We start from the raw sequence: 21,128 nt of genomic DNA, 5'->3' as shown, positions 1-21,128 counted from the left end.
GGCCTAGGAAACGAACCTGCGTTGCAACGCCGGAATGCGGGGCAGGAAACGGTTGGCGAGCGTGCATGCGACGTGAATCGCCAGCACTGCGGCCAGCGGCCCGACCACGTCGGGGACGAGAAAGCCGTCGATCCGCGTGCCGATCCGCATCCCCAGCAGAACCACGAGCAACAAGTGCCAGGCGTCGCGGTCGAACACGATGGTCGAATAGATCGACCACAAAGTCAGCACGACGCTGAGCAGCGCGGCAAACAACGCGACGCCGAGCCAGCCGGCGTTCCAATATCCCTCGGACGGCATGCTGGGGCTGGTGGAGGAATCGTAATTGCCGACGGCCATCACCGTGAAATCGCGCCCGACATCGGTGATGATCGGCTTGTCGGGGTAGATCGCGCGGGGAATCCACACGATGAAGATGTCGCGGAGCGAATTGCCCTCGAGTCCCTGATCGTAGAAGTTGATCGCGAGCGTGCCGGCATTGACGTAGTTGAGCCGCGCCCACGCCAGCTGATATTCGGGCCGGTCCACATTGCCGTTCCTGCCCGCGAAGATATCGCCGATAACGACGAGCGTGTCGGAGAACACCGCCCGGTTGTTATCGCCGGCATCGCGCAAGACTCGGCTGCGCGCTTCCTCAACCACCGAAGACACGAAGGCGTAATAGGGAATGATGAAGGCGAGCGTGATCAGGAGTCGCCGTAATGACGACTTGTGGTAGATGAACCCGATCGGGATCATCATAACGGGAAACAATGCCATCGCCTTCGTTAGCTGGAAAATGCCGGCGACCGAATCGATGGCTGCGAGGATCATGATTGCTACGACCCACGAGTATTTCTTGTTCGCAAGTCCCCAATACGTGAGCAGAAAGTAGCCGATATAGGCCATCTGCCCGAACTGGATCAGGGCATTGGGTACCGTGAACCGCAAGATGCCCAAAGCAGCAGGATAAACGATGAGATAATTGAACGATACGCCTACTGCGAGGAACACCAGCCCCACGGCCTTCAAGGGGATGCGGCAGGTGTCGATCGCGACTTGCTTGATAGACACAGGGCTCCGGCTGCTGCGGTATATCCGGATGACCAGCCAGGACACCGCCATGAAACACATATGGAACGACGCGTTGACCATGTTGAACTTGAGCAGTTCGGCCGGCGAAAACGCGAAGAACGCATTGATCAGATCGCGCGTGTCGGCGTTGTAGAACGAGGTCAGGCTGGACCCAATTCCCATATAGACCACCATCGCAACCCGATACCAGAACACGGGAGTCCAGATCGCGTGGAGGTTGAGCCTGGTCAGCCGAACCGCCGCAAATCCCACGATAACGATGAACATGAGCGGACCGATGATATTGACGGCGTCGACGATGCCGTAGCCATCGGCCATCGCCAGGGCGTACATCACCATGAGGAAGCCGATACCGAAGAACTCGGTCGGATGAGGTGCGAGCCCTTCGAACTGATCGCCCAAGTCACGATTGCTCACGTCGATGCGCTGCACCGAACGCTGCGCGCGCCGCGGGAAAAACGTACTGGCCATCAGTGCGGCGACCCGTGGAGCGCGTATGCGCTCCCGGTCCATGGAATGGTCGAAACGGGTAAACTGCCGTGACGCTGCTTCAACACTGACCTTGCCTTACTCGGAACGCGGATGGCGATGTGCGCTCCCGTCGCACGTCTTTATGCGCGAACGCACGCGGACGCCACCCTAGGCCATCCCGCGTCAGGCGGCGAGCGCGCGTACCGTGCCGCGCGTCGCGCGCGCGATGCATTCGGTGCCGTACCAATCGACCGCGATGTCAGTAAAACCGCGCGCGGCCAGCGCGTCGAGGAAGCGCTTCACGTCGCCGCCCGAATTATGCACCTCGATCGCCAGCCTGTCGGTGATGTCGAGGATGCGGCTGCCCGGCTCGATCATGAAATATTCGCTGCCCTCGATATCGCATTTGAGGAAATCGATATGCTCGATCCCGTAGCGGGCGAGGAACTCGGCCTCGGTCAGGTGCGGCGCATCGGCATAGGCCGGATTGGTCTTGATGTCGTTCAGCTGGATGCTGGTGAAATCGCCGACGAAGGCGCGGCACAATTGCGCGCGATCGGTGAAGCCGTTGATCAGCATCGTCGCCATCCACTTTTGGCCGATCCGCGCATTCGGTTCGACCGCGATCAGCCGCGCAGTCGGGTTGGCCGCCAGCGCCTGGGCCGAAAAGTTGCCCATATTGGCGCCCAGGTCGAGCACCACGGCATGGTCGGGAATTTGCAGGAAACCATCCTTGGCATAGACGTCGCGTACCCAGATTTCGCGAACGCCGCTGAATACCTGGCTACCGACCAGCACCGCGTCGCCGGTGGCGTGGTGGACCTTGAACGGCCCTTTCCCCATCCGCCGATCCGCCGCCATCAGGTTGCGCGTGCGAAGCACGGCGGGCAGCGTCAGGGCAACGCTGGCGGCCCAGCGTAGCGCCGTCCCCATCCCGCACACACGCGCAATGCCGCGAAAATCCAAAAATAACTTGCCGATCATCGCCTTAACGCAAATCCTGCTGTGCCGAGCGGCGGGCTATAGACGCGCAATCTCTCGCTTGCCACCGGGTCATGAGCGAAACCGCTCACGGCGCGCCGCCGTCGCCGCCGGCTGCCGCCAATCTCGGTTCGGCTCCGCGTCGGTGCGTGCGCAGACGGTCGAACAGCGGCAGTTCGACAAACAGGTGGAGCGCGAGGGCGGCGGGGAGCGCGACCGCCAGGGTCATGGCGAGCAATGCGGCGAACTGACGATAGAGACCCCAATCGTGCGGCAGCAGCGGGTAAAGCAGCACGGCGATCGGCAGGTGGATCAGGAACAGCGCGTAGGACGCGCGGCCCAGAAGCGGGATGATCCCGCGCGTCGACCCGAACCAGCGCGCGCCGCCGAGCGCGAAGATCAGCAACGATCCATAGAAGACACCAAGCATCGGTTCGGCGGCGAACGCGATGCCGCTCGCCTTCGCGCCGATCCCGATGATCCCCGCGGGCACGATCAGCCATTTCGCATAGCGCCGCGCCCGCGCACTGTCGGTGCCGGCGATCCACATGCCGATCGCGAATTCCGCGGCCCGGCCCGGCAGGAGATTCATCAGGAAGGTGTCGAGCGCGAGCCCGCCGGAGGTCGCTTCATGGCCCCCTGCGAGTTGGACGATGACGCGGAACACCAGCGACAACATGATCGCCAAGATCGCGAACCGGTCGAGCCCGATCCACCGTGCCCACCGCAGCAGCAACGGCAGCACGATGTAGAATTGCACCTCGGTCGCCATCGACCACAGCGCGCCGTTGAGCGACAGATTATATCGTTTGACGAAGCCGTGCAGGAACAGCAGCACGACGGCGACCTCCGGCGCGGTGACCGCGAAGCCGAGCACGGCCATCGCAACCGCGGAAAACAGGACTGCGACGAAATAGAGTGGGTAAATCCGCGCGAGCCGGTTGCGATAATAACTCAGCAACGGTTGCGGGTTCGCCGACAGCGACCGGTACATGCAATAACCGCTGACGACGAAAAACAGGCTGACGCCGGTCGCGCCGAACGAAAACGGCGACGGTAGCCAGTCGATCGTGTGCCCGAAGACGGTGAACGGCGGAAGACGAAACTTGGGTACCTGCGCCGCGCCCGACGCATGAAAGATCAGGACGCCGAGCGCCGCGGCCAGGCGGGCGATGTCGATTACCGCAATACGCTGGCCGCCTGAGGTGGAGTTCACGCGTCATTACCCCTCAAACGCTCGTCCATCGCCGCGACCAGCTCTTCCGCGCGCGCATGCAGCGAATAGGCCGGCACCGTGCGGGCGTGGCCCGCATCGGCGCTCGCGCGGCGCTCGGTGTCATGCGCCAAATAGTGCCGGATTTTGGCGACCAGTTCGTCGGAGTCGGCAAACACGTCGATCTCGCGGCCCGGTTCGAACAGCGTGCGGATTTCGTCGTTGTCGATGTGCAGCATGAAGCCGCCGCACGCGGGTATCTCGAAACTGCGCGTCGACACCCGGTCGGCCCAGCCTTCCGCGCCGCCGGCGCCGTGGTGGACCGCGATGTTGATCCGGCTGTGCTCGATCGCGCGCGCGAACTGGTCGCCGACCAGCGGCCCGCCGAAGACGTAGGGCGCGACCGCGGTGCCTGCCGCCAGCTCGCTCCAGCGGTTGCCGATCACGATCATCCGCGCATCGCCGATCGCGCGCGCCACGGGCTCGAGCCACGCCAATTTGTCGGGCGACGCATTGCCGATGAAGCACACGTCCCACAGGTAGCGCGGCGCCTCGCCGGCGGGGGTGCGGCGGCGGTGGACCTCGGGCACATAGCCGTGGTGGATCATCGCGACACGATCCGCGCCCAGCCGCTTCTCCAGATACGATATCTGATACGATTTGGTCGTCGCGACCAGGTCGAACTGGTCAAGCGCGTCGGCGGGCATGCCGTCATGCTCGAAATCGCGGTCGGGGTAAAAATTGACCGTCGCGATCCCGCGCCGGCGCAATTCATTCAAGGTGGCGGCGGTGATGAAATTGCCCTTCACCGTCAGCATCACCTGCGGCTTCACACGATCGGCGGCGGCGAGGATGTCGGCATTGTGGCTGCGCCGCGCCGCCGGATAAAGCAAGCGGCCCGCGGCGCGCAGGGCCAGCTTGCGCGAATGGAGCAGCGCGTCGTTCGACGACACCTCGGTCACGTCCCAGCCGAGCTTGCGGAACCCTTCCGCCAGACCGGCGGCGGTCTGCCACACGGTGAAGTCGCCGACGAACAGCATCGAGCGTGCCGAAGTCCCGAGCGGAGCGAAGATCGATTCGGCCATCGCGGCCTCTCTCCCCCGCTTCGCCGCCCGGCGCAAGATTGCGGGAATGCGCCCAAGCCTCTATCGCTCCTGCACAAATGGGGGCATGTGTTTTTCCGGCCCCGCGTATGATTGGACGGCGCGTTGGCGATTTCGGCATTGAAACGGTTGTTCGGCGGGTCGCCGGCCAGCGACGGCGCGCGCGGCGACGCGAACGTGCCGGCGGGCCAGCGCGTCTATGCGATCGGCGACGTGCACGGTCGGCTCGACCTCTTGACCGAATTGCTCGATGCGATCGACCGCGACGATGCGGGGCGCGACCCGGCGAAGACGACGATCGTGCTGCTCGGCGACCTGGTCGATCGCGGACCGCAGTCGAAACAGGTGATCGACCATCTGATTGCGCGCGACTGGCGCGGACGCGACGTTGCGATGATCAAGGGCAATCACGAGGAAGTGTTCCTGCTGACGCTCGCCGGCGACCTGGAGGCGACGCGCTTCTGGCTGCGCATCGGCGGGGCGGAGACGATGATGAGCTATGGCACGCCCGCCGAGTTGATCGATCGCGCCGGGCCGCTCGACATCGCCGTGGATTTCATGGCGCGCGTGCCGCAGGAGCATGTCGCGTTCCTCCAGTCGATGGGGGATACGCTCGTCGTCGGCGGCTATTGCTTCGTCCACGCCGGGATCAAGCCCGGGGTGCCGATCGATCGCCAGAAGCCCGCCGACCTGCGCTGGATCCGCGACCGCTTCCTCGATTACGAGGGCAGCCATGGTGCGACGATCGTCCACGGCCATTCGATCGCGACCGAGGTCGAGAGCCTCCACAACCGGATCGGAATCGACACCGGCGCTTATGCTTCGGGCAAGCTGACCGCGGTCGGGCTGGAGGGCGAGCGGCGCTGGTTCCTGGCGACGTGACGCGCGCGCGCGGGGAACCGTCGGCCGAGTTCCGGCTGGTCGCGGCGTGTTGCCGCTGGCCGACCGACGTCGCGGCGATCCGCGCGGCGGCGTCGGCCGAACCGCTCGCATGGCCGAGAGTCGTGCGGGTGGCGCGGCGGCATCGCGTGATCGGGTTCGTCCGGCGCGGGCTGACGATGGCAGGGCTCGACGTGCCGCGGCGGCTCGACGAGCTTTACCGGCCGATGCTGCAACGCAACTTGCTCCATTATGCGGAGGCAGCGCGCTTGGCCGGGCTGCTCGCCGACGCCGGAATCCCGGTCGCGTTCCTCAAGGGCGTCGTGCTCGCCGAGCTCGCGTATGCCGACCAGGGCGTGAAGCAGACGGTCGACAACGACATTCTGGTCGCACCGCACGATGTGCCCCCGGCGCTCGCGCTGCTCGACCGCGCGGGATACCGACTCAACGATCCCCGGAACATCGACGGCGCGCGGCTGCCGCTGATGATCGACCTGTTCCGCGAGTGCCAGTTGGTGCATCGCGACACCGGCGCGCTCGTCGACCTCCACTGGCGGATGCAGTCGCTCGAGCAATTGGCACCCGAACCGGTCGTCGCCGACGAGGCGCGGATGGTGACGGTCGAGGGCAAGCCGCTGCCGACGATCCTCGGCGAAGCGATGATGATCTATCTCGCGATCCACGGCGCGCGACATTCGTGGGCGCGGATCAAGTGGCTCGCCGATTTCAACGCGCTGCTGGTCAAGATGGACGACGCGAGCGTCGCCGCGATGCGCGACCGCGCCGCGCGTGACGGCGTCGGGCCGTGCATCGATTCGGCGCTGATCCAGTGCGAACGGCGGTTCGGCACGCCGGTGCCGCCCGAGGCGTATCGCTCGCGTCGCGCGCGCGCGCTGGTGTGGCTCGCCGACCGGTTGATCTTCGGGCCCGACGAGACGGTCGACCAGCATCTGGTGCCGGGCCGCTACATGCGCGTTTGGCTTGCCTCGGCGGCGATGATGAAGACTCGCCCGCGCTTTCTCGCGCACGTCGCGTGGGACATCTGGGTCGCGCCGCGCGACATGCTGGCGATGCCGCTGCCCCGGCCGCTGCGTCCGCTGTACGTGCTGATCAGTCCGGTGCGACGGGTTGGGCGGCTGGCCGCGCGGGGCTTTGCGCGGGCGCGCTCGAAGACTATGCGCGCGCCTCAGGAGAAATGACGTGACGATCAAGCCGCTGCGCAAGGCCGTATTCCCTGTTGCCGGGCTCGGCACCCGGTTCCTGCCCGCCACCAAGGCGATGCCCAAGGAAATGCTGACGATCGTCGACAAGCCGCTGATCCAGTATGCGGTCGAGGAAGCGCTGGAAGCGGGGATCGAGCAGATCATCTTCGTGACCGGGCGCGGCAAGTCGGCGCTCGAGGATCATTTCGACATTTCCTACGAGCTCGAAGCGACGATGACCGCGCGCGGCAAGTCGCTTGAGGCGATCGCCGGCATCCGCCAGCAGCCGGGCTCGCCGGTTTACATTCGGCAGCAGGAGCCGCTCGGCCTGGGCCACGCCGTATGGTGCGCGCGCGAAATCGTCGGTGACGAGCCATTCGCCGTGCTGCTCCCCGACGAATTGATGGTCGGGAAACCCGGTTTCCTCAAGCAGATGGCCGATGCCTATTACCGCGTCGGCGGCAATCTGATCGGGGCGCTGGAAGTGCCTGCCGACCAGACCGACAAATACGGTATCATCACCCCCGGCGCGGTCGACGGGCGGCTGACCGAAGTGCGCGAAGTGATCGAGAAGCCCAAGCTCGGCACCGCCAAGTCGAACCTGATGACGCCGGGCCGATATATTCTGCAGCCCGAGGTGATGAAAATCCTCGACAATCCGACCAGGGGCGCGGGCGGCGAAATCCAGCTGACCGACGCGATGGCGCAATTGATCGGCAAGCAGCCGTTCCACGGCTTCATGTTCGACGGCCAACGCTACGACTGCGGCGACAAGGCCGGCTATATCGAAGCGAATTTGGCGCTGGCGATCGCCCGCGACGACATCGGCCCGCACGTCCGCGCCTTCGCCAAGGCGCTGATCGGCTAGCCGCTACAGCTGCAGCCAGGGTCCTTGGGCAGCGCGATCGTCCGAAACCGGAGCGACAGCCCGTCGGCGAGCAGCAGCTTGCCTGCGCTGTCCTCGCCGAACGGCACGATGCAGCGGATGACCTCCAGCGCGGCCAGGCTGCCCATCACCCCCACCATTGCGCCGAGCACGCCGACTTCCGCGCAGCTAGCGCCCTCGCGGTCGGGGTCGGCGCCGACGAAGCAGCGGTAGCAGGGCTTCTCCGTTTCCCACCCGCGATAAACGCCGAGCTGGCCCTCGAACTGGCTCACCGCCGCCGAGACGAGCGGAAGGCGCAGCCCAAGCGCCGCGTCGGCGACAGCGAGGCGAGTCGCGAAATTGTCGGTGCCGTCGAGCACGACGTCTGCCCCGGCAAGCATCGCGCGCGCGTTGGCCGTATCGATCCGCACCGCATGACGCTCGATCGTCACCGCGGGGTCCATCCGCGCCAACGCCGCCGCGGCCGCGTCGGCCTTGCCGGCACCGACATCGCCCACGCCGAACAAGGTCTGCCGCTGCAGATTCGACAGGTCGACGCGGTCGTCGTCGATCAGGTCGATCCGCCCGATCCCCGCCGCGGCGAGATACTGGAGCGCTGGCGATCCAATGCCGCCCGCGCCAATCATCGCGACGCGCGCCCGCCGCAGCCGAGCTTGCCCGGCGCCGCCGATTTCCTTCAACACGATATGCCGGGCAAACCGGGTCAGGTCGTCGTCGCTGAGCACGACTACCAGTTAAGCGTCATGCCCGTCCGATACCAGCTGTCGCTCGCGGGCGCGGCGCCGGCCAGATTGCCGCGCGCTGCCTTTTGCACCACCCCGGCGGCAAACTGCTCGACGGTCGGGCAGTTGATCGCCCGCGGCACGATGCGCAACACGTCGCCGGTCTTCGAGACGAGCAACGCCAAGTCGATCGTGACCGCGCTCTTGCCGCCGGTCGGGCAGCGCCCGCCAGCGACCTCGCCGTGCACGAACGGTGTCATCAGCGCCGCATAATCGGGCGTGGTGGTGAGGCGGAGCGGCGGCAGCGCCGACCAATCGGCGGGCGGCGCCGGTGTCGGCGCCGCGGCCTGCAAAGCCAGAAACAAACCGATCATACGCCTGTCGAACCGAAACCTCCGCTGCCGCGGTCGGTCTCGCCGAGTTCGTCCACCTCGTCCAGCACGGCGCGTTGAACTGGGGCCGGAACAAGCTGGGCGATCCGTTCGCCGCGCGCGATTTCGAACGGCTCGTCGCCGAGATTGGCCAGAATGACCTTTACCTCGCCGCGATAGTCGTGGTCGATCGTTCCCGGCGTGTTGAGGCACGTAACGCCGTGCTTGAGCGCGAGGCCCGAGCGCGGGCGGACCTGCACCTCGTACCCGTCGGGGATCGCGATCGCGAAGCCCGTCGCGACGGCATGACGCCCGCCCGGGGCAAGACGCAGGCTTTCCGCCGCGACGACATCCATCCCCGCCGCGCCCGCGGTAGCATAGGCCGGCAATGGCAACCCGCCGCCATTGGGCAATCGCTTGATTTCAATGCGAATCGGGTCGGTCATTGCGGCTGCGTATCGTATTCGCGGTTAGCGCGCGACTCAGGGATTTGGCTTATTTGGGGTTAGCCATTTGCAAGCGCGGCGTCGATCCGCTCGGCGAGCCGCCGAGCGACCTCTTCCTTCAAAGCGTCGTCCCAACTCTCGACCCCGGTCGCACTTACGATGTGAACCGCGTTGCGCTCGCCGCCCATGACGTCTGCCGATACGTCGTTGGCGACGATCCAGTCGGCGCCTTTCTTGGCGAGCTTCGCCTTGGCGTGATCGACGACATGTTCGGTTTCCGCCGCGAAGCCGATGACGAGGCGCGGGCGGCGCACGCTACGCGCGAGTGTCGCGAGGATATCGGGGTTCTCGACCAGGTGCAGAATGGGCGGGCCGCCTGCGCCTTTCTTGATCTTGTGCTCTGCGCTCTCGACGCGCCAGTCGGCGACCGCGGCGACCATTACTGCTGCGTCGGCGGGGAGGGCCGTTTCGACAGCAGTCCCCATCTCGATAGCCGTCTCGACGTCAATGCGCTCGACTCCCGGCGGTGTGTCGATCGTCACCGGTCCGGCGATCAGGGTCACGCGCGCGCCCAAGGCCGCCAATGCCCCGGCAATCGCAAACCCCTGTTTTCCCGAGGAACGGTTGGCGATGTAGCGGACCGGGTCGATCGGCTCGTGCGTCGGCCCTGCGGTGACGATGATGTGCTTGCCCGACAGCATTCAGCCGCCGAGCTTGGCCTGGATCGCCTCCAGGATCGCCTCGGGCTCGGGCAGGCGCCCCGGGCCGAATTCGCCGCACGCCATCGGGCCTTCGTCCGGCTCCATCACCGTCACGCCATCGCCGCGCAGCGTCGCGACGTTGCGGACGGTCGCCGCGTGCTGCCACATGCGCACGTTCATCGCGGGCGCGGCGAGCACCGGCTTGTCGGTCGCGAGCAACAGTGTGGTGGCGAGGTCGTCGGCGATCCCGGCGGCCATCTTCGCCAGCAGGTCGGCGGTGGCGGGGGCGACGACGATCAGATCGGCCTCGCGGCTGAGCTGGATGTGCCCCATCTCGGCCTCGTCCTTGAGGTCCCAGAGCGAGGTATAGACTTGCTCCTCGCTCAGCGCCGCGAGCGTCATCGGCGTGATGAACTGCGCGCCGCCCGCGGTCAAGACGCACTTCACGCCGATTCCCGCTTTCCGCGCCAGCCGGATCAGCTCGCACGCCTTGTACGCCGCGATGCCGCCGCCGACGATCAGCAGGATGCGCTTCACGGGGTCAGCCTCGTCACGGTGATCTTGCGCCCCTTCGGGAATGCCGCGGCGATCAGGTCGCGCAACCCGTCGGGCGCGAAGGCCAGGCCGACCAGGATCGCGGGCGCCACCATCAGCCCCCAATAGAAGGTGTCCACCCGCCCGAACAGGCCGATCAGTGCGGCGTAGAGCGCGAAGGTCGCGAGCGCGCGGATGCCCGCGCCGTCCTTCCACGCCGCCCAACCGAACAGGGTGAACCCCATGAGGAGCGCCGCTAGCCACATCGGCGCGAGGCGCAACGCGGTGGAGAGCGTCATCGCCTCGACGAAGAACCCGAACCCGAGCATCCCGCTCCACCCGGGCGAGGCGGGGTCGAGCGGGCGGACGACCTGTGCGACCGCATGCGCGTGCGCGACGACGGCGATCGCGAGGAGCGCGACCCCGGCGGCCCAGCCCATCGCCTCCTTGCGGTTGCCCTCGAGCAGCGCGAGGATGAACATGACGGCGACGTACAGCGCGGCGGTCTCGCGGATCAGCATCGCGAGCGCGCCGATCCCGGCGGCGGCCACCCAGCGGTCCGAGCGGCGTAGCGCGAGGCTGAGCGCGATCAGCAATCCGGCCCAGACCTCGTGGAAACTCGCGAGTTCGCTCTGCACGAACGCGCCCATTCCGCCCATCAGCAACACCATTGCGAGAATCAGCGGCGGCGGTCGCGCAAAGGCGGGCTTCAGGCGGGTGAACCAGGCGAACACGACGCCCGCCGCCAATGCGTAGAGCATCGCGATCACCGCCCAGACCGGCAACATCGCCTGCACCACCGCGAGCGTCGGCAGGCGGAACGTGACGAACGGCTTCATCGGGTAATCGCCGGTGCGCAGCGCGTTGGCCGCGACGCTGTAATAGTTGCCGCCGTGCCGCACGCCGTCGACGATCGACTCGTACAGCATGACGTCGGCCTGGTCGTCGCCGCGCTTGGCTGCGTCGCCGCTCACTGCTGGCGGTGCGGGGACCATCAGCGCGCTCAACGTTGCGACGAGCAGAACGAGCAGTAGCACGAGTCCGAGCCGCGCGCGGCCCTTCGACAGGCCGGCGAAGCGCGACGGCTCGGCGGACCAAATCATGGGTGCAGGAACCACCACATCGCCACGATCGCGACGCCCGCGCTCATCATCGCGACCGCAAGGTAACGCCACCCGCCACCGATCCGCACGACCTCGATCTCGCGGAGCGGCGGAGCAGGGGGGGCACCTCCCGGGGCCGGGTAATGCGCCTCTATCCGACGGATCAGGTCGGGCAGCCGCGCGAGCGTGCGCAGGTCGGTGATCAATTTGTCCGCGACATACGCCTCCGGCCCCAGTTCGGTCCTGATCCATTCGCGGATGAACGGCGCGGCAGTGTCCCACATGTTGATGTCGGGATCGAGGCTGGTCGCCACGCCCTCGACCATCACCATCGTCTTTTGGAGGAGCAGGAGGTGCGGCTGGGTCTGCATGTCGAAATCGCGCGTGATCTTGAACAGCCCGTCGAGCATCATCCCGACCGACATGTCCTTGACTGGCAGCCCGCGCATCGGCTCGCCGACCGCGCGCAAGGCGGTCGCAAACTCGGCCACGTTATGATGCGGGGGCACGTATCCCGCCTCGAAATGAATCTCCGCGACGCGCTTGTAATTACCGGTGATCAGCCCGTAAAGGATCTCCGCCAGCCATACCCGCGCGCGCCGGTCGATCCGCCCCATGATCCCGAAATCGATCGCCGCGATCTTGCCGTCGGGGGTCGCGAACAGGTTCCCCTGGTGCATGTCGGCGTGGAAGAACCCTTCCGAAATCGCCTGGCGCAGGAACGCATTGACCAGGATGTCGGCGAGCTTGTGCGTATCGTGCCCCGCCGCGATCAGCGCGTCGCGATTGGCGAGCTTGACCCCGTCGACCCATTCGAGCGTCAGCACGCGCCCGCTGGTGCGCTGCCAGTCGATCGCGGGGACGATATAATCGGGTTCGGCGTGCATCGCCTCGGCGAGTTCGGAGGCCGACGCAGCTTCGCGCCGCAAGTCGAGCTCGCGCGCGGTCCAGCGCTTGAACGTCTCAATCACGAGGCGCGGGCGGAGCCGCGACAGCTCGCCGCCCATGGCTTCGGCCTGCGCCGCGGCCCATTGATAGGTGTCGATCGCCTTGGCGAACTCTTCCTCGATCCCGGGGCGGAGTACCTTCACCGCGACGTCGGCGCCTTCGGTCGTGACCGCGCGGTGGACTTGCGCGATCGACGCCGCGCCGACCGCGACCTCGTCGATCGACGCGAATACGTCGCCGACCGGCTTACCCAGCCCGGCCTCGATCGCGCGGCGGATCGTGTCGAAAGGGAGCGGCGGGAGCGCGTCCTGCAACCGCATCAGGTCGTTCGCGGCCTGCTCTCCGACCAGATCGGGCCGCGTCGCCAGCGTCTGGCCGAGCTTGATCGCCGCCGGGCCGATCGCCTGGAACGCATCGGCGTAGCGCGGCGTTTCCGGAACGCGCGCGCCGAACCGCGCGAGCTTGACCAACCGCCGCAGCCGGGGTGGCGTGTTCGAGTCGCGCTCGATCCCGCGCAACGCGCCGTGCCGCGCCAGGATCCGCCCCCATTTGAGCAGCCGCCACGTATGAACGATGGGAGAGGTCAAATCTTCCAGCCCGAATGGATCGCGACCAGCCCGCCGAGCATCGGCTCGACCTTGGTCTGGACGAACCCCGCTTCGCCGATCATGGCCTTGAACCGGTCCATCGTCGGGAAGCGCCGGATCGATTCGATCAAATAGCGATAGCTCTCCTCGTCGCCCGCGATCATCTTGCCGACCTTGGGCACGATGTGGTGCGAGTAAGCGTCGTACACGTCGGCGAACCCCGGCCAGAGCGTCGTCGAGAATTCGAGGCAGAAGAACCGTCCGCCGCGCTTGAGCACGCGATTAGCCTCGCGCAGCGCCTTCGGGATGTCGGTCACGTTCCGGATGCCGAACGCGATCGTATAGGCGTCGAAGAACTTGTCGGGCCATTGCAAGGTCTCGGCGTTCGCCTCCGACCACACGAGCCCGTCGATTCCGCGCTTGGCGGCGCGCTCGATCCCGACCTCGAGCATCGCCGGGTTGATGTCGGCAACGGTGATTGCGGCGCCTGACTTGGCTATCCGGAACGCAATGTCCCCGGTGCCGCCCGCCATGTCGAGGATCGCTTCGCCAGCGCGCGGCTTCACGCGGCGGACGAACACGTCCTTCCACACGCGGTGCAGCCCGCCCGACATGGCGTCGTTCATCACGTCGTAGCTGGAGGCGACGCTGGCAAAGACCCCGCCGACGCGGCGGGTCTTTTCCTCGGGAGCGACGTCTTCGTAGCCGAAGGAGACGGTCTCAGTCATGGCCGAGCCTCTAGCAGCGCTTGTGGCGGGCGCAAACGCCACCTAGCTGGAAACCGTGCCGGAACTTCCCGAAGTCGAAACCACCGTGCGCGGGCTCGAGCCCGTGCTGAAGGGCGAGCGCCTGACCCATGTCGTCACGCGGCGCGGCGACCTGCGGCGGCCGTTTCCCGACGACCTCGCGCAGCGCATGACCGGGGCGACCGTCACGGGGCTCGGGCGCCGCGCCAAATACGGGCTGATCGATACCGACCGCGGCGACACGATGATCTTCCACCTCGGCATGTCGGGGCGCTGGCGGGTCGATCCGACTGAGCTGGAGAAACACGACCATCTGGTGATCGACACCGCGAGCGGGCGGCGCGTCGCGCTCAACGATCCGCGGCGGTTCGGGTCGGTCGATCTGGTCCCGACCGCCGACCTCGCCGAATTTCCCGCATTCAAGGCGCTCGGTCCCGAACCGCTCGGGCCCGACCTGACCGACGCGTATCTCAAGCGCGCGCTCAAGGGTCGTGTCGCGTCGATCAAGCCGATGCTGCTCGACCAGCGGATCGTTGCGGGGCTCGGCAACATCTATGTGTGCGAAGCGCTCTACGCCGCGCGCATTTCGCCCAAGCGCGAGGCAGGGCGGATCAGCCTCGCGCGGCTCGACCGGTTGGTCGTCGAGATCCGCGCCGTGCTCGAATCGGCGATCGCGGCGGGCGGATCGTCGTTGCGCGATTTCGCGCACCCCGACGGCAACCTCGGCTATTTCTCCAAGCAATTCCTCGTCTATGGCCGCGAAGGCGAACCATGCGGGTGCGGCGGGACGGTCAAGCGCTACACCGAGGGCGGCCGGTCGACCTTCTGGTGCCCCGCCTGCCAAAGCTAGGTTGACCGAATCCCCGACCCTCGCTAAGGGCCACCGCTTCCGGGCGCGGCTTTGGCTGTGCCCTTTTACATTTTTTGCGAAACCCAGAGGACTTTCATGGCGAACACGCCGCAAGCGAAGAAGCGTATCCGTCGCAACGACCGTCGCGCCGAAATCAACGGCAACCGCGTCGGCCGCATCCGCACCTTCGTCAAGAAGGTCGAATCGGCGCTGGCATCGGGCGACAAGAAGGCCGCGACCGAAGCGCTCGCCGCCGTGCAGCCCGAGCTGCAGCGTGGCGTCGCCAAGGGCGTGCTTCACAAGAACACCGCGAGCCGCAAGTTCTCGCGCCTGACCAAGCGACTCGCTGGCCTCTAATCCATCCGTTTTAGTAACGGGGCAGTGCCCGTCGGCGAGCCAATCGCCGGCGGGCTTTTTGCATTCGGCGGGTTAAGCATGCCGCTTCGGACCCGCGGCCATACCGGGCTTTCGAAACACGATCCCGACTCTCGCGAATCCGCGCGATTCGCATAAGTTAATGCGAAATCAAACTTGAAATCCGTATGATTTCAGTAGCTTAAAAAAGAAATCCCGCTTTTTCGGGCCGTTCGGCGAGTCAATCTCTTTATTTCGATTTTATTGCACGCCGGACCCTTGATCGACTCGTAAAGCTGTTTCTAAACAGGCTTCGTCACGCCGGTTCAGGCCGTGGCCGACCAAATATCTGGCGCACGTCCGGCGGGCTTTCATTCCCGCTGAGGGAGGCGCTTGTTGTGTACGGGGGCGACCCGCGCGGGGGTGCGCGGTCGACATGGGAAGAGGGATTAGCGTTGGCGGTTTCGGCGGGGATTGATGGGGGCACGCCGGGGGAAGTGCTCAATGCGTGGGCGCGCATCCGCAAGAATCTTCGCGAATCGGCGGGCGCGCGGCTGTTCGAGCAATGGCTCAAGCCGATCGAGCTCGGCGATAGCGACGATTTCGCAACCGTTCGGCTGACGCTGCCGTCGGCGTTCACCGCGAACTGGGTTCGGAATCATTACGCCGACCGCTTGCTCCAGGAATTCCGCCACGCGGTCCCGGCGATTCGCACCGTGTCGATCGAGGTCCGCTCGGCGACCGCGCCGGTGCGCGTCGTGGCCGAGGAAAAGGCCGAGCCGACCAAGATCGCCGCCGCGCCCGCCGACCGTCCTGCGCTCGATTCGCGGCTGACCTTCGATCGCTTCGTCGCAGACCCGTCGAATCGAGTCGCGCTCAACGCGGCGCGCGCGCTCGCCGAGCCGGGCACGCCGCGGTTCAGTCCGCTGTTCCTCCATTCGGGTACGGGGCTCGGCAAGACGCACCTGATGCACGCGATCGGCCACGCCTATCTGGCGGCGGTGCCCGAAGCGCGCGTGATTCTGATGTCGGCCGAGCGTTTCATGTTCGAATTCGTCGCGGCGATCCGCGCGAACGACACGCACGGCTTCAAGAACCGGTTGCGCTCGTCCGACCTGCTGATGATCGACGATCTGCACTTCATCTCGGGCAAGAAGCCGACGCAGGATGAGTTCTTCCACACGATCAACGAACTGACCGCGGCGGGCAAGCGGCTGGTCATCACCGCCGACCGCCACCCGCACGGGCTCGACGACGTCGAGGCGCGGATCGTGTCGCGGCTGTCGATGGGGCTGGTCGCCGACATCAAGACGCCGAACGCCGACCTGCGCCGCGCCTTGCTCGACCACCGGCTGAGCGAGCTGCCCGACGTGCATGTGCCCGAGGATGTGCTCGACCTGCTCGCGCACAAGATCACCGGGTCGTTGCGCGAGGTCGAGGGCGGGCTCAACCGGCTGGTCGCCTATGCGCAGCTGACGGGGGAGGCGATCAACCTCGACTTCGCGCAGGCGACGCTCGGCGACGTGCTGCGCGGCGGGACCAAGCGGATCACGATCGACGAGATCCAGCGCGCGGTCTCGGTGCATTTCGATTTGAAGCCGGTCGACCTCGTCTCGGCACGCCGCGCCGTCGTGGTGGCGAGGCCGCGCCAGATCGCGATGTACCTCGCCAAGCGCCTGACCACGCGTTCGCTCCCCGAAATCGGCCGCAAGTTCGGCGGCCGCGACCACTCGACGGTGATCCACGCCGTGCGCCGCATCGAGGAACTGCGCGGGAGCGACCACGAGATCGACGGCGCGGTGAAGGCGCTGATCCGGCAGCTCGAGGGCTAACTTACTGTGCTCCGGCGAAGGCCGGAGCGTTGGCGGTCAACAACTTCGCTTGCGGCCAGCGCTCCGGCCTTCGCCGGAGCACAGCCATTAGGCCTGCAACCCGATCGCCTTTTGCGCCGCGCGCAGCGTCGGCGCGGCGAGTGCGCGCGCTTTTTCCGCGCCGCTTTCGAGCACCGCCGCAACCGCCGCGCGATCGTTCAGCAACGTCGTCAGCCGCTCGCGAATCGGGCCGAGCCTGGCGACCGCCAGATCGGCGAGCGCGGGCTTGAACTGGCCGAAACCCTGGCCGCCGAACTGCGCGATCACCTCGGCCGGGGTGCTGTCGGCGAGCGCGGCGTAGATCGTCACGAGGTTCCTCGCTTCTGGCCGCGTGTCGAGCCCATCGACACTCTCCGGCAGCGGCTCGGGATCGGTCTTGGCCTTCTTCACCTTCGCCACGATCGTATCGTCCGAATCGATCAAATTGATCCGTGAGGCGTCCGACGGATCGGACTTGGACATCTTCGCCGCCCCGTCGCGCAACGACATGATCCGCGGCGCGGCCTTGGACACGAACGGCTCGGGAAGGGTGAACAGCTCGACCCCGAAATCCACGTTGAACTTGGTCGCTATGTCGCGCGCGAGCTCGAGGTGCTGCTTCTGGTCCTCGCCCACCGGGACATGCGTCGCCTGGTAGAGCAGGACGTCGGCGGCCTGGAGCACCGGATAGTCGAACAGGGCCACGCTCGACCCTTCGCGGTTCTTGCCAGCCTTGTCCTTCCACTGCGTCATGCGGTTGAGCCAGCCCATCCGCGCGGTGCCGTTGAGCAGCCACGCCAGCTCCGAATGCGCCGGCACGCGCGTCTGGTTGAACAGGATCGAGCGCTCCGGGTCGATCCCGCACGCGAGCAGCGTTGCGGTCATCTCGACCGTGGCGTTCGCCAGTTCGCTCGGCACCACCGGGAGCGAGATCGCGTGGAGGTCGGCAAGGAAGAACAGGCACACGTCGTCGCTGCCCATCGCATCCTGCATCGCGACCCATTGCTTGATCGCGCCGAGGTAATTGCCGAGGTGGAGGTTGCCGGTGGGCTGGATGCCGGAAACGACGCGCATCATTCAGATCTCTCGGGTCAGCGGGCGCGCTTGCGCCGGAGGAAGGCCAGATCGTCGCGGCTGAACGCGCCGAGCACGAAGGTCGCGACCGCATAGACCAGCCCGCCCGCCGCGACCAGCACGGTCATCGCCGCGGTGCGCGCCAGCCAGTCGCCGTGCGTGTACGGCATCAGCCACCCTTGCAGCAGCCACAGCACCACGCCCATCGCGACCGCCGCCAGCGCGAGCCGCCACGCGCGGCGGCGCAGGCGCTGGTCGGGCTCGAAATGGCCGCGTATGCGCAGCGTGCGGTAGAGCAGGAACACGTTGAGGCTCGAGGCAAGCGCGGTCGCAAGTGGCGGGCCCATGTGCTTGAGCGGGACGATCAGCGCGAGGTTGAGCAGCAGGTTCACGACCATCGACATCGTCGCATATCGCACCGGTGTCTTGGTGTCGGCGCGCGCGTAGAAGCCGGGGGTCAGCACCTTGACCAGAATGTAGCTCGGCAATCCGACCGAGAAAGCGGCGAGCGCCTGCGCGGTGAGCGCGGTATCCGCCGCCCCGAACTTGCCGTGTTCGAACAGGGCGGCGACGATCGGCGCGCCGCACACCACCAGCGCGACGGTGGCGGGGAGGGTGAGCAGCAACGCCAGTTCCATCCCGCGGTTCTGCGTGGTCATCGCGCCCGCGTCGTCGCCCTCGCCGAGCTGGCGCGAGATCAGCGGGAGCAGTACGGTACCGAGCCCGATCCCGATCAGCCCGAGCGGCAATTGGTTCACGCGGTCGGCGGTGTAGATGTACGTGACCGACCCCGCCGCGAGCAGGCTGCGCGCGAGCGCGCTCGACACGACGAGGTTGATCTGCACCGCGCTGGTCCCGGCGGCGGCGGGCCACAGCAGGCTCAGGAAGCGCTTCACGTCGGCGTTCATCCGCGGCCGCCCGGGGAACAGCCGCACCCCGGCGCGGTGGCATGCCCACCACAGCCAGGCGAGCTGCAGCACGCCCGACACCGACACCGCGATCGCCTGGTTGCGCGACGTTCCGAGCGGGTTTGTGTGGAACACGAGCAGCGCGACGATCAGCGTCAGGTTGAGCAGGATCGGCGCCGCGGCGTTCACCCAGAATTTGTGCAGCGAATTGAGGATCCCGCCGAGCAGCGAAACCAGGCTGATCAGCATCAGATACGGGAAGGTCAGCCGGCACAGTTCGACGACATAGGCGAATTGCGCGTCGGTCACGCCGCGCGTGCTGCCCCACAACACCCACGCGACCGGGTACGCCGCGAGCTCGACCAACACGGTCATCGCGATCAGCACGGGGAACAGCACCGACAGCGCGTCGCGCGCGAACGCGATGCCCGCGGGCAGCCCGGGGCCTTCCTTGTCCGCGACCTTCTTGTTGAACATCGGGATGAAGGCGGAGGCGAACGCGCCTTCGGCGAACAAAGCGCGGAACATGTTGGGCAGGCGGAAGGCGAGCAGGAAGGCGTCCGACGCGAACCCCGCGCCGACGAACCGCACGAACAGCGAATCGCGCACCAGCCCCAGGACGCGGCTGGCGAGCGTCAGCCCGCCGACCGATCCCAGCGCTTTGGTCAGGTTCATGGTCTAGCCCCCGCCGGTCTGCCGTCAGGCGTTGCCGGCGGCGCCCTCGGCCTCGGCCGCTTCCTTCGCCTGGAGCTGCTGCAGGTAGAGCGAGCCGAAATCGATCGGGTCGAGCATCAGCGGCGGGAAACCACCGTCGCGCACGGCATCGGCGACCACACGACGCGCGAACGGGAACAGCAAGCGCGGCGCTTCGCCGAGCATGAACGGCTGGAGCTCGGCCTCGGGCACGTTGCGCACGCCGAACAGCCCGGCATAGGTCAGGTCGACGATGAACGCGGTCATCTCGTCGGTCTTGGCGCGAATCTCGATCTTGAGCGTGACCTCATGGACTTCGTCGCCGACCTGGTTGGTGCCGATGCCGAATTCGACCTCGATATTGGGCTGGACCTGCGCCTGAAAGATCGCCGGCGCGCTCGGGCTCTCGAACGACAGGTCCTTCACGTACTGCGAGATCATGCCGATCGCCGGCAGGTTGTCGGCGCCGTTGGCCAGCGTGGGCTCGGTGCCGGCGTCGGCCGGGGCGGCGGTGTCCTGATCGTCCATTTTGTTTAATACTTCCCTGTATCGAATGAAGAAATCGCGGCCGCGCGGCGGGCGGGATCGCGTGGTGCGCGCCGCCTAGCAGGGGCGCATCGCGAGTTCAACGCCGGGGCATGGACCCGAGCATTTGAATCGCGCGTTTCTTGTGCCTATGTTGGCACCCGGTCAAGGTGGAGTTCCAGTGCTCGTTTATATCGTCATCCTCGCGATGGTCGCCGTGTTTTTGGGGCTGCGGCTGTACGCGGTGCTGGGCAAGCGCACCGGTCACGAACAGGTCTTCAGGCCCGTGGAGGACCGCGCGACCGCGCCGCTGACGATCCCGCGCGTGGTGGAATCCGCGCCCGAAGCGCGCGACCATGGGCCGAGCGCGATCGAGGCACGCGCGCAAAGCGGCTTACGCGCGCTGATCGCCGCCGACCCGAGCTTCGACGTCGCCGGGTTCCTCGACGGTGCGAAGAACGCCTATCGCATGATTCTCGAAGCATTCTGGAGGGGCGACGAGGAAACGCTCGACTGGCTGGCCGAGGACCATGTCCGCGACGCCTTCGCCGAAGCGATCAAGGCGCGCGGCGAGGCGGGCCATGTGCTCGACAACCGCCTGGTGTCGATCGAGCGCGCGTTGATTACCGAAGCGACGGTCGCCGGGCGGATGGTGCGCATCACCGTCGCGTTCGATGCCGACATCGCCGCGATCACGCGCGACCGCGAAGGCACGCTGATCGCGGGCTCGACCAGCGACGCGGTGGTGACGCACGACGTCTGGACTTTCTCGCGCATGCTCAAGAGCGGCGACGGTCATTGGAAGCTTGCGGATACGGATGAAGCGTAGGCGCCGGGATTTAGCGTAGCTAAATCGCAAAAAAGCGCCGAGCCGGCCGGCCTCGCGTAGCGAGGACCGACGACGCGG

20 protein-coding genes and 1 pseudogene are annotated in these 21,128 nt (G+C 66.6%); 7 read left to right on the top strand and 14 right to left on the bottom strand.

Going from position 1 to position 21,128, the window contains the following annotated elements:
- Positions 1 to 3 precede the first annotated feature (3 nt).
- The 4 genes from E7773_RS13725 to E7773_RS13710 all read right to left on the bottom strand — a co-directional run bounded on the left by E7773_RS13725 (position 4) and on the right by E7773_RS13710 (position 4,824).
- Positions 4 to 1,545 carry a hypothetical protein gene (locus E7773_RS13725; protein WP_293992267.1) on the bottom strand — a complete coding sequence of 514 codons (1,542 nt, stop codon included), beginning with the start codon at positions 1,543 to 1,545 and terminating at the stop codon, positions 4 to 6.
- 183 nt (positions 1,546 to 1,728) lie between these two features.
- Positions 1,729 to 2,529, bottom strand: coding sequence for an FkbM family methyltransferase (locus E7773_RS13720; protein WP_293992265.1), 801 nt, complete (start codon positions 2,527 to 2,529; stop codon positions 1,729 to 1,731).
- Positions 2,530 to 2,614: 85 nt separating this feature from the next.
- A complete protein-coding gene (locus E7773_RS13715; RefSeq protein WP_293992264.1) occupies positions 2,615 to 3,742 on the bottom strand; it encodes an acyltransferase in 1,128 nt (375 codons plus the stop codon).
- Entirely contained in the window at positions 3,739 to 4,824 is a 1,086-nt protein-coding gene (locus tag E7773_RS13710; protein ID WP_293992263.1) for a glycosyltransferase, read from the bottom strand. Before E7773_RS13710 ends, E7773_RS13715 begins: the two co-directional genes overlap by 4 nt.
- A gap of 138 nt (positions 4,825 to 4,962) precedes the next feature.
- Between E7773_RS13710 and E7773_RS13705 the strand changes: the two genes are divergently transcribed.
- Genes E7773_RS13705 through galU form a run of 3 tightly spaced genes read left to right on the top strand, consistent with a single transcriptional unit; the run spans position 4,963 to position 7,791 of the window.
- Complete coding sequence (locus E7773_RS13705; protein ID WP_293992261.1) at positions 4,963 to 5,724, top strand: metallophosphoesterase; 762 nt, start codon at positions 4,963 to 4,965, stop codon at positions 5,722 to 5,724.
- Positions 5,721 to 6,920, top strand: coding sequence for a nucleotidyltransferase family protein (locus E7773_RS13700; RefSeq protein WP_293992259.1), 1,200 nt, complete (start codon positions 5,721 to 5,723; stop codon positions 6,918 to 6,920). The genes E7773_RS13705 and E7773_RS13700 overlap by 4 nt, the downstream gene beginning before the upstream one ends.
- Position 6,921: 1 nt before the next feature.
- The gene (gene galU / locus E7773_RS13695; protein ID WP_293992257.1) at positions 6,922 to 7,791 is read left to right on the top strand and encodes a UTP--glucose-1-phosphate uridylyltransferase GalU; all 870 of its coding nucleotides are present in this window, start codon (positions 6,922 to 6,924) and stop codon (positions 7,789 to 7,791) included.
- Here the strand turns inward: galU and E7773_RS13690 are convergent.
- The 7 genes and pseudogenes from E7773_RS13690 to E7773_RS13660 all read right to left on the bottom strand — a co-directional run bounded on the left by E7773_RS13690 (position 7,788) and on the right by E7773_RS13660 (position 13,949).
- Positions 7,788 to 8,543, bottom strand: coding sequence for a HesA/MoeB/ThiF family protein (locus E7773_RS13690; RefSeq protein ID WP_293992324.1), 756 nt, complete (start codon positions 8,541 to 8,543; stop codon positions 7,788 to 7,790). The genes galU and E7773_RS13690 overlap by 4 nt on opposite strands.
- Positions 8,537 to 8,905 carry a hypothetical protein gene (locus E7773_RS13685; RefSeq protein ID WP_293992255.1) on the bottom strand — a complete coding sequence of 123 codons (369 nt, stop codon included), beginning with the start codon at positions 8,903 to 8,905 and terminating at the stop codon, positions 8,537 to 8,539. The genes E7773_RS13690 and E7773_RS13685 overlap by 7 nt, the downstream gene beginning before the upstream one ends.
- The gene (gene dut / locus E7773_RS13680) at positions 8,902 to 9,348 is read right to left on the bottom strand and encodes a dUTP diphosphatase (protein ID WP_293992253.1); all 447 of its coding nucleotides are present in this window, start codon (positions 9,346 to 9,348) and stop codon (positions 8,902 to 8,904) included. Before dut ends, E7773_RS13685 begins: the two co-directional genes overlap by 4 nt.
- A gap of 59 nt (positions 9,349 to 9,407) precedes the next feature.
- Positions 9,408 to 10,586 (bottom strand): annotated as a pseudogene (gene coaBC, locus E7773_RS13675) (bifunctional phosphopantothenoylcysteine decarboxylase/phosphopantothenate--cysteine ligase CoaBC).
- Positions 10,583 to 11,686, bottom strand: a complete 1,104-nt coding sequence (locus E7773_RS13670) for a hypothetical protein (protein WP_293992251.1) — start codon at positions 11,684 to 11,686, stop codon at positions 10,583 to 10,585. The pseudogene coaBC and the gene E7773_RS13670 overlap by 4 nt, the downstream one beginning before the upstream one ends.
- Entirely contained in the window at positions 11,683 to 13,221 is a 1,539-nt protein-coding gene (gene ubiB, locus E7773_RS13665; protein WP_293992249.1) for a 2-polyprenylphenol 6-hydroxylase, read from the bottom strand. Before ubiB ends, E7773_RS13670 begins: the two co-directional genes overlap by 4 nt.
- A complete protein-coding gene (locus E7773_RS13660; RefSeq protein WP_293992248.1) occupies positions 13,218 to 13,949 on the bottom strand; it encodes a class I SAM-dependent methyltransferase in 732 nt (243 codons plus the stop codon). The genes ubiB and E7773_RS13660 overlap by 4 nt, the downstream gene beginning before the upstream one ends.
- A 55-nt stretch (positions 13,950 to 14,004) precedes the next feature.
- On the opposite strand from E7773_RS13660, the gene mutM reads away from it, so the two are divergent.
- The 3 genes from mutM (at position 14,005) to dnaA (ending at position 17,003) form a co-directional block, all read left to right on the top strand.
- Complete coding sequence (gene mutM, locus E7773_RS13655; RefSeq protein ID WP_293992247.1) at positions 14,005 to 14,817, top strand: bifunctional DNA-formamidopyrimidine glycosylase/DNA-(apurinic or apyrimidinic site) lyase; 813 nt, start codon at positions 14,005 to 14,007, stop codon at positions 14,815 to 14,817.
- 96 nt (positions 14,818 to 14,913) lie between these two features.
- Positions 14,914 to 15,174, top strand: coding sequence for a 30S ribosomal protein S20 (rpsT, locus tag E7773_RS13650; RefSeq protein WP_293992245.1), 261 nt, complete (start codon positions 14,914 to 14,916; stop codon positions 15,172 to 15,174).
- Between the two features lie 452 nt (positions 15,175 to 15,626).
- Positions 15,627 to 17,003, top strand: coding sequence for a chromosomal replication initiator protein DnaA (gene dnaA / locus E7773_RS13645; RefSeq protein ID WP_293992243.1), 1,377 nt, complete (start codon positions 15,627 to 15,629; stop codon positions 17,001 to 17,003).
- Between the two features lie 87 nt (positions 17,004 to 17,090).
- On the opposite strand, the gene trpS is transcribed toward dnaA, so the two are convergent.
- Genes trpS through secB form a run of 3 tightly spaced genes read right to left on the bottom strand, consistent with a single transcriptional unit; the run spans position 17,091 to position 20,224 of the window.
- Positions 17,091 to 18,095: a tryptophan--tRNA ligase gene (gene trpS, locus E7773_RS13640; RefSeq protein ID WP_293992322.1), complete on the bottom strand. Its 1,005-nt coding sequence runs from the start codon at positions 18,093 to 18,095 to the stop codon at positions 17,091 to 17,093.
- A gap of 17 nt (positions 18,096 to 18,112) precedes the next feature.
- The gene (gene murJ / locus E7773_RS13635; protein WP_293992241.1) at positions 18,113 to 19,678 is read right to left on the bottom strand and encodes a murein biosynthesis integral membrane protein MurJ; all 1,566 of its coding nucleotides are present in this window, start codon (positions 19,676 to 19,678) and stop codon (positions 18,113 to 18,115) included.
- A gap of 24 nt (positions 19,679 to 19,702) precedes the next feature.
- Complete coding sequence (secB, locus tag E7773_RS13630; protein ID WP_293992239.1) at positions 19,703 to 20,224, bottom strand: protein-export chaperone SecB; 522 nt, start codon at positions 20,222 to 20,224, stop codon at positions 19,703 to 19,705.
- Positions 20,225 to 20,402: 178 nt separating this feature from the next.
- Between secB and E7773_RS13625 the strand changes: the two genes are divergently transcribed.
- Positions 20,403 to 21,050: a Tim44/TimA family putative adaptor protein gene (locus E7773_RS13625; RefSeq protein WP_293992237.1), complete on the top strand. Its 648-nt coding sequence runs from the start codon at positions 20,403 to 20,405 to the stop codon at positions 21,048 to 21,050.
- The last annotated feature ends 78 nt before the right edge of the window (positions 21,051 to 21,128 follow it).

This window comes from Sphingomonas sp., assembly GCF_004799495.1.
Classification (GTDB): domain Bacteria; phylum Pseudomonadota; class Alphaproteobacteria; order Sphingomonadales; family Sphingomonadaceae; genus Sphingomonas.
This window is presented reverse-complemented; position numbering and strand designations above follow the sequence as displayed.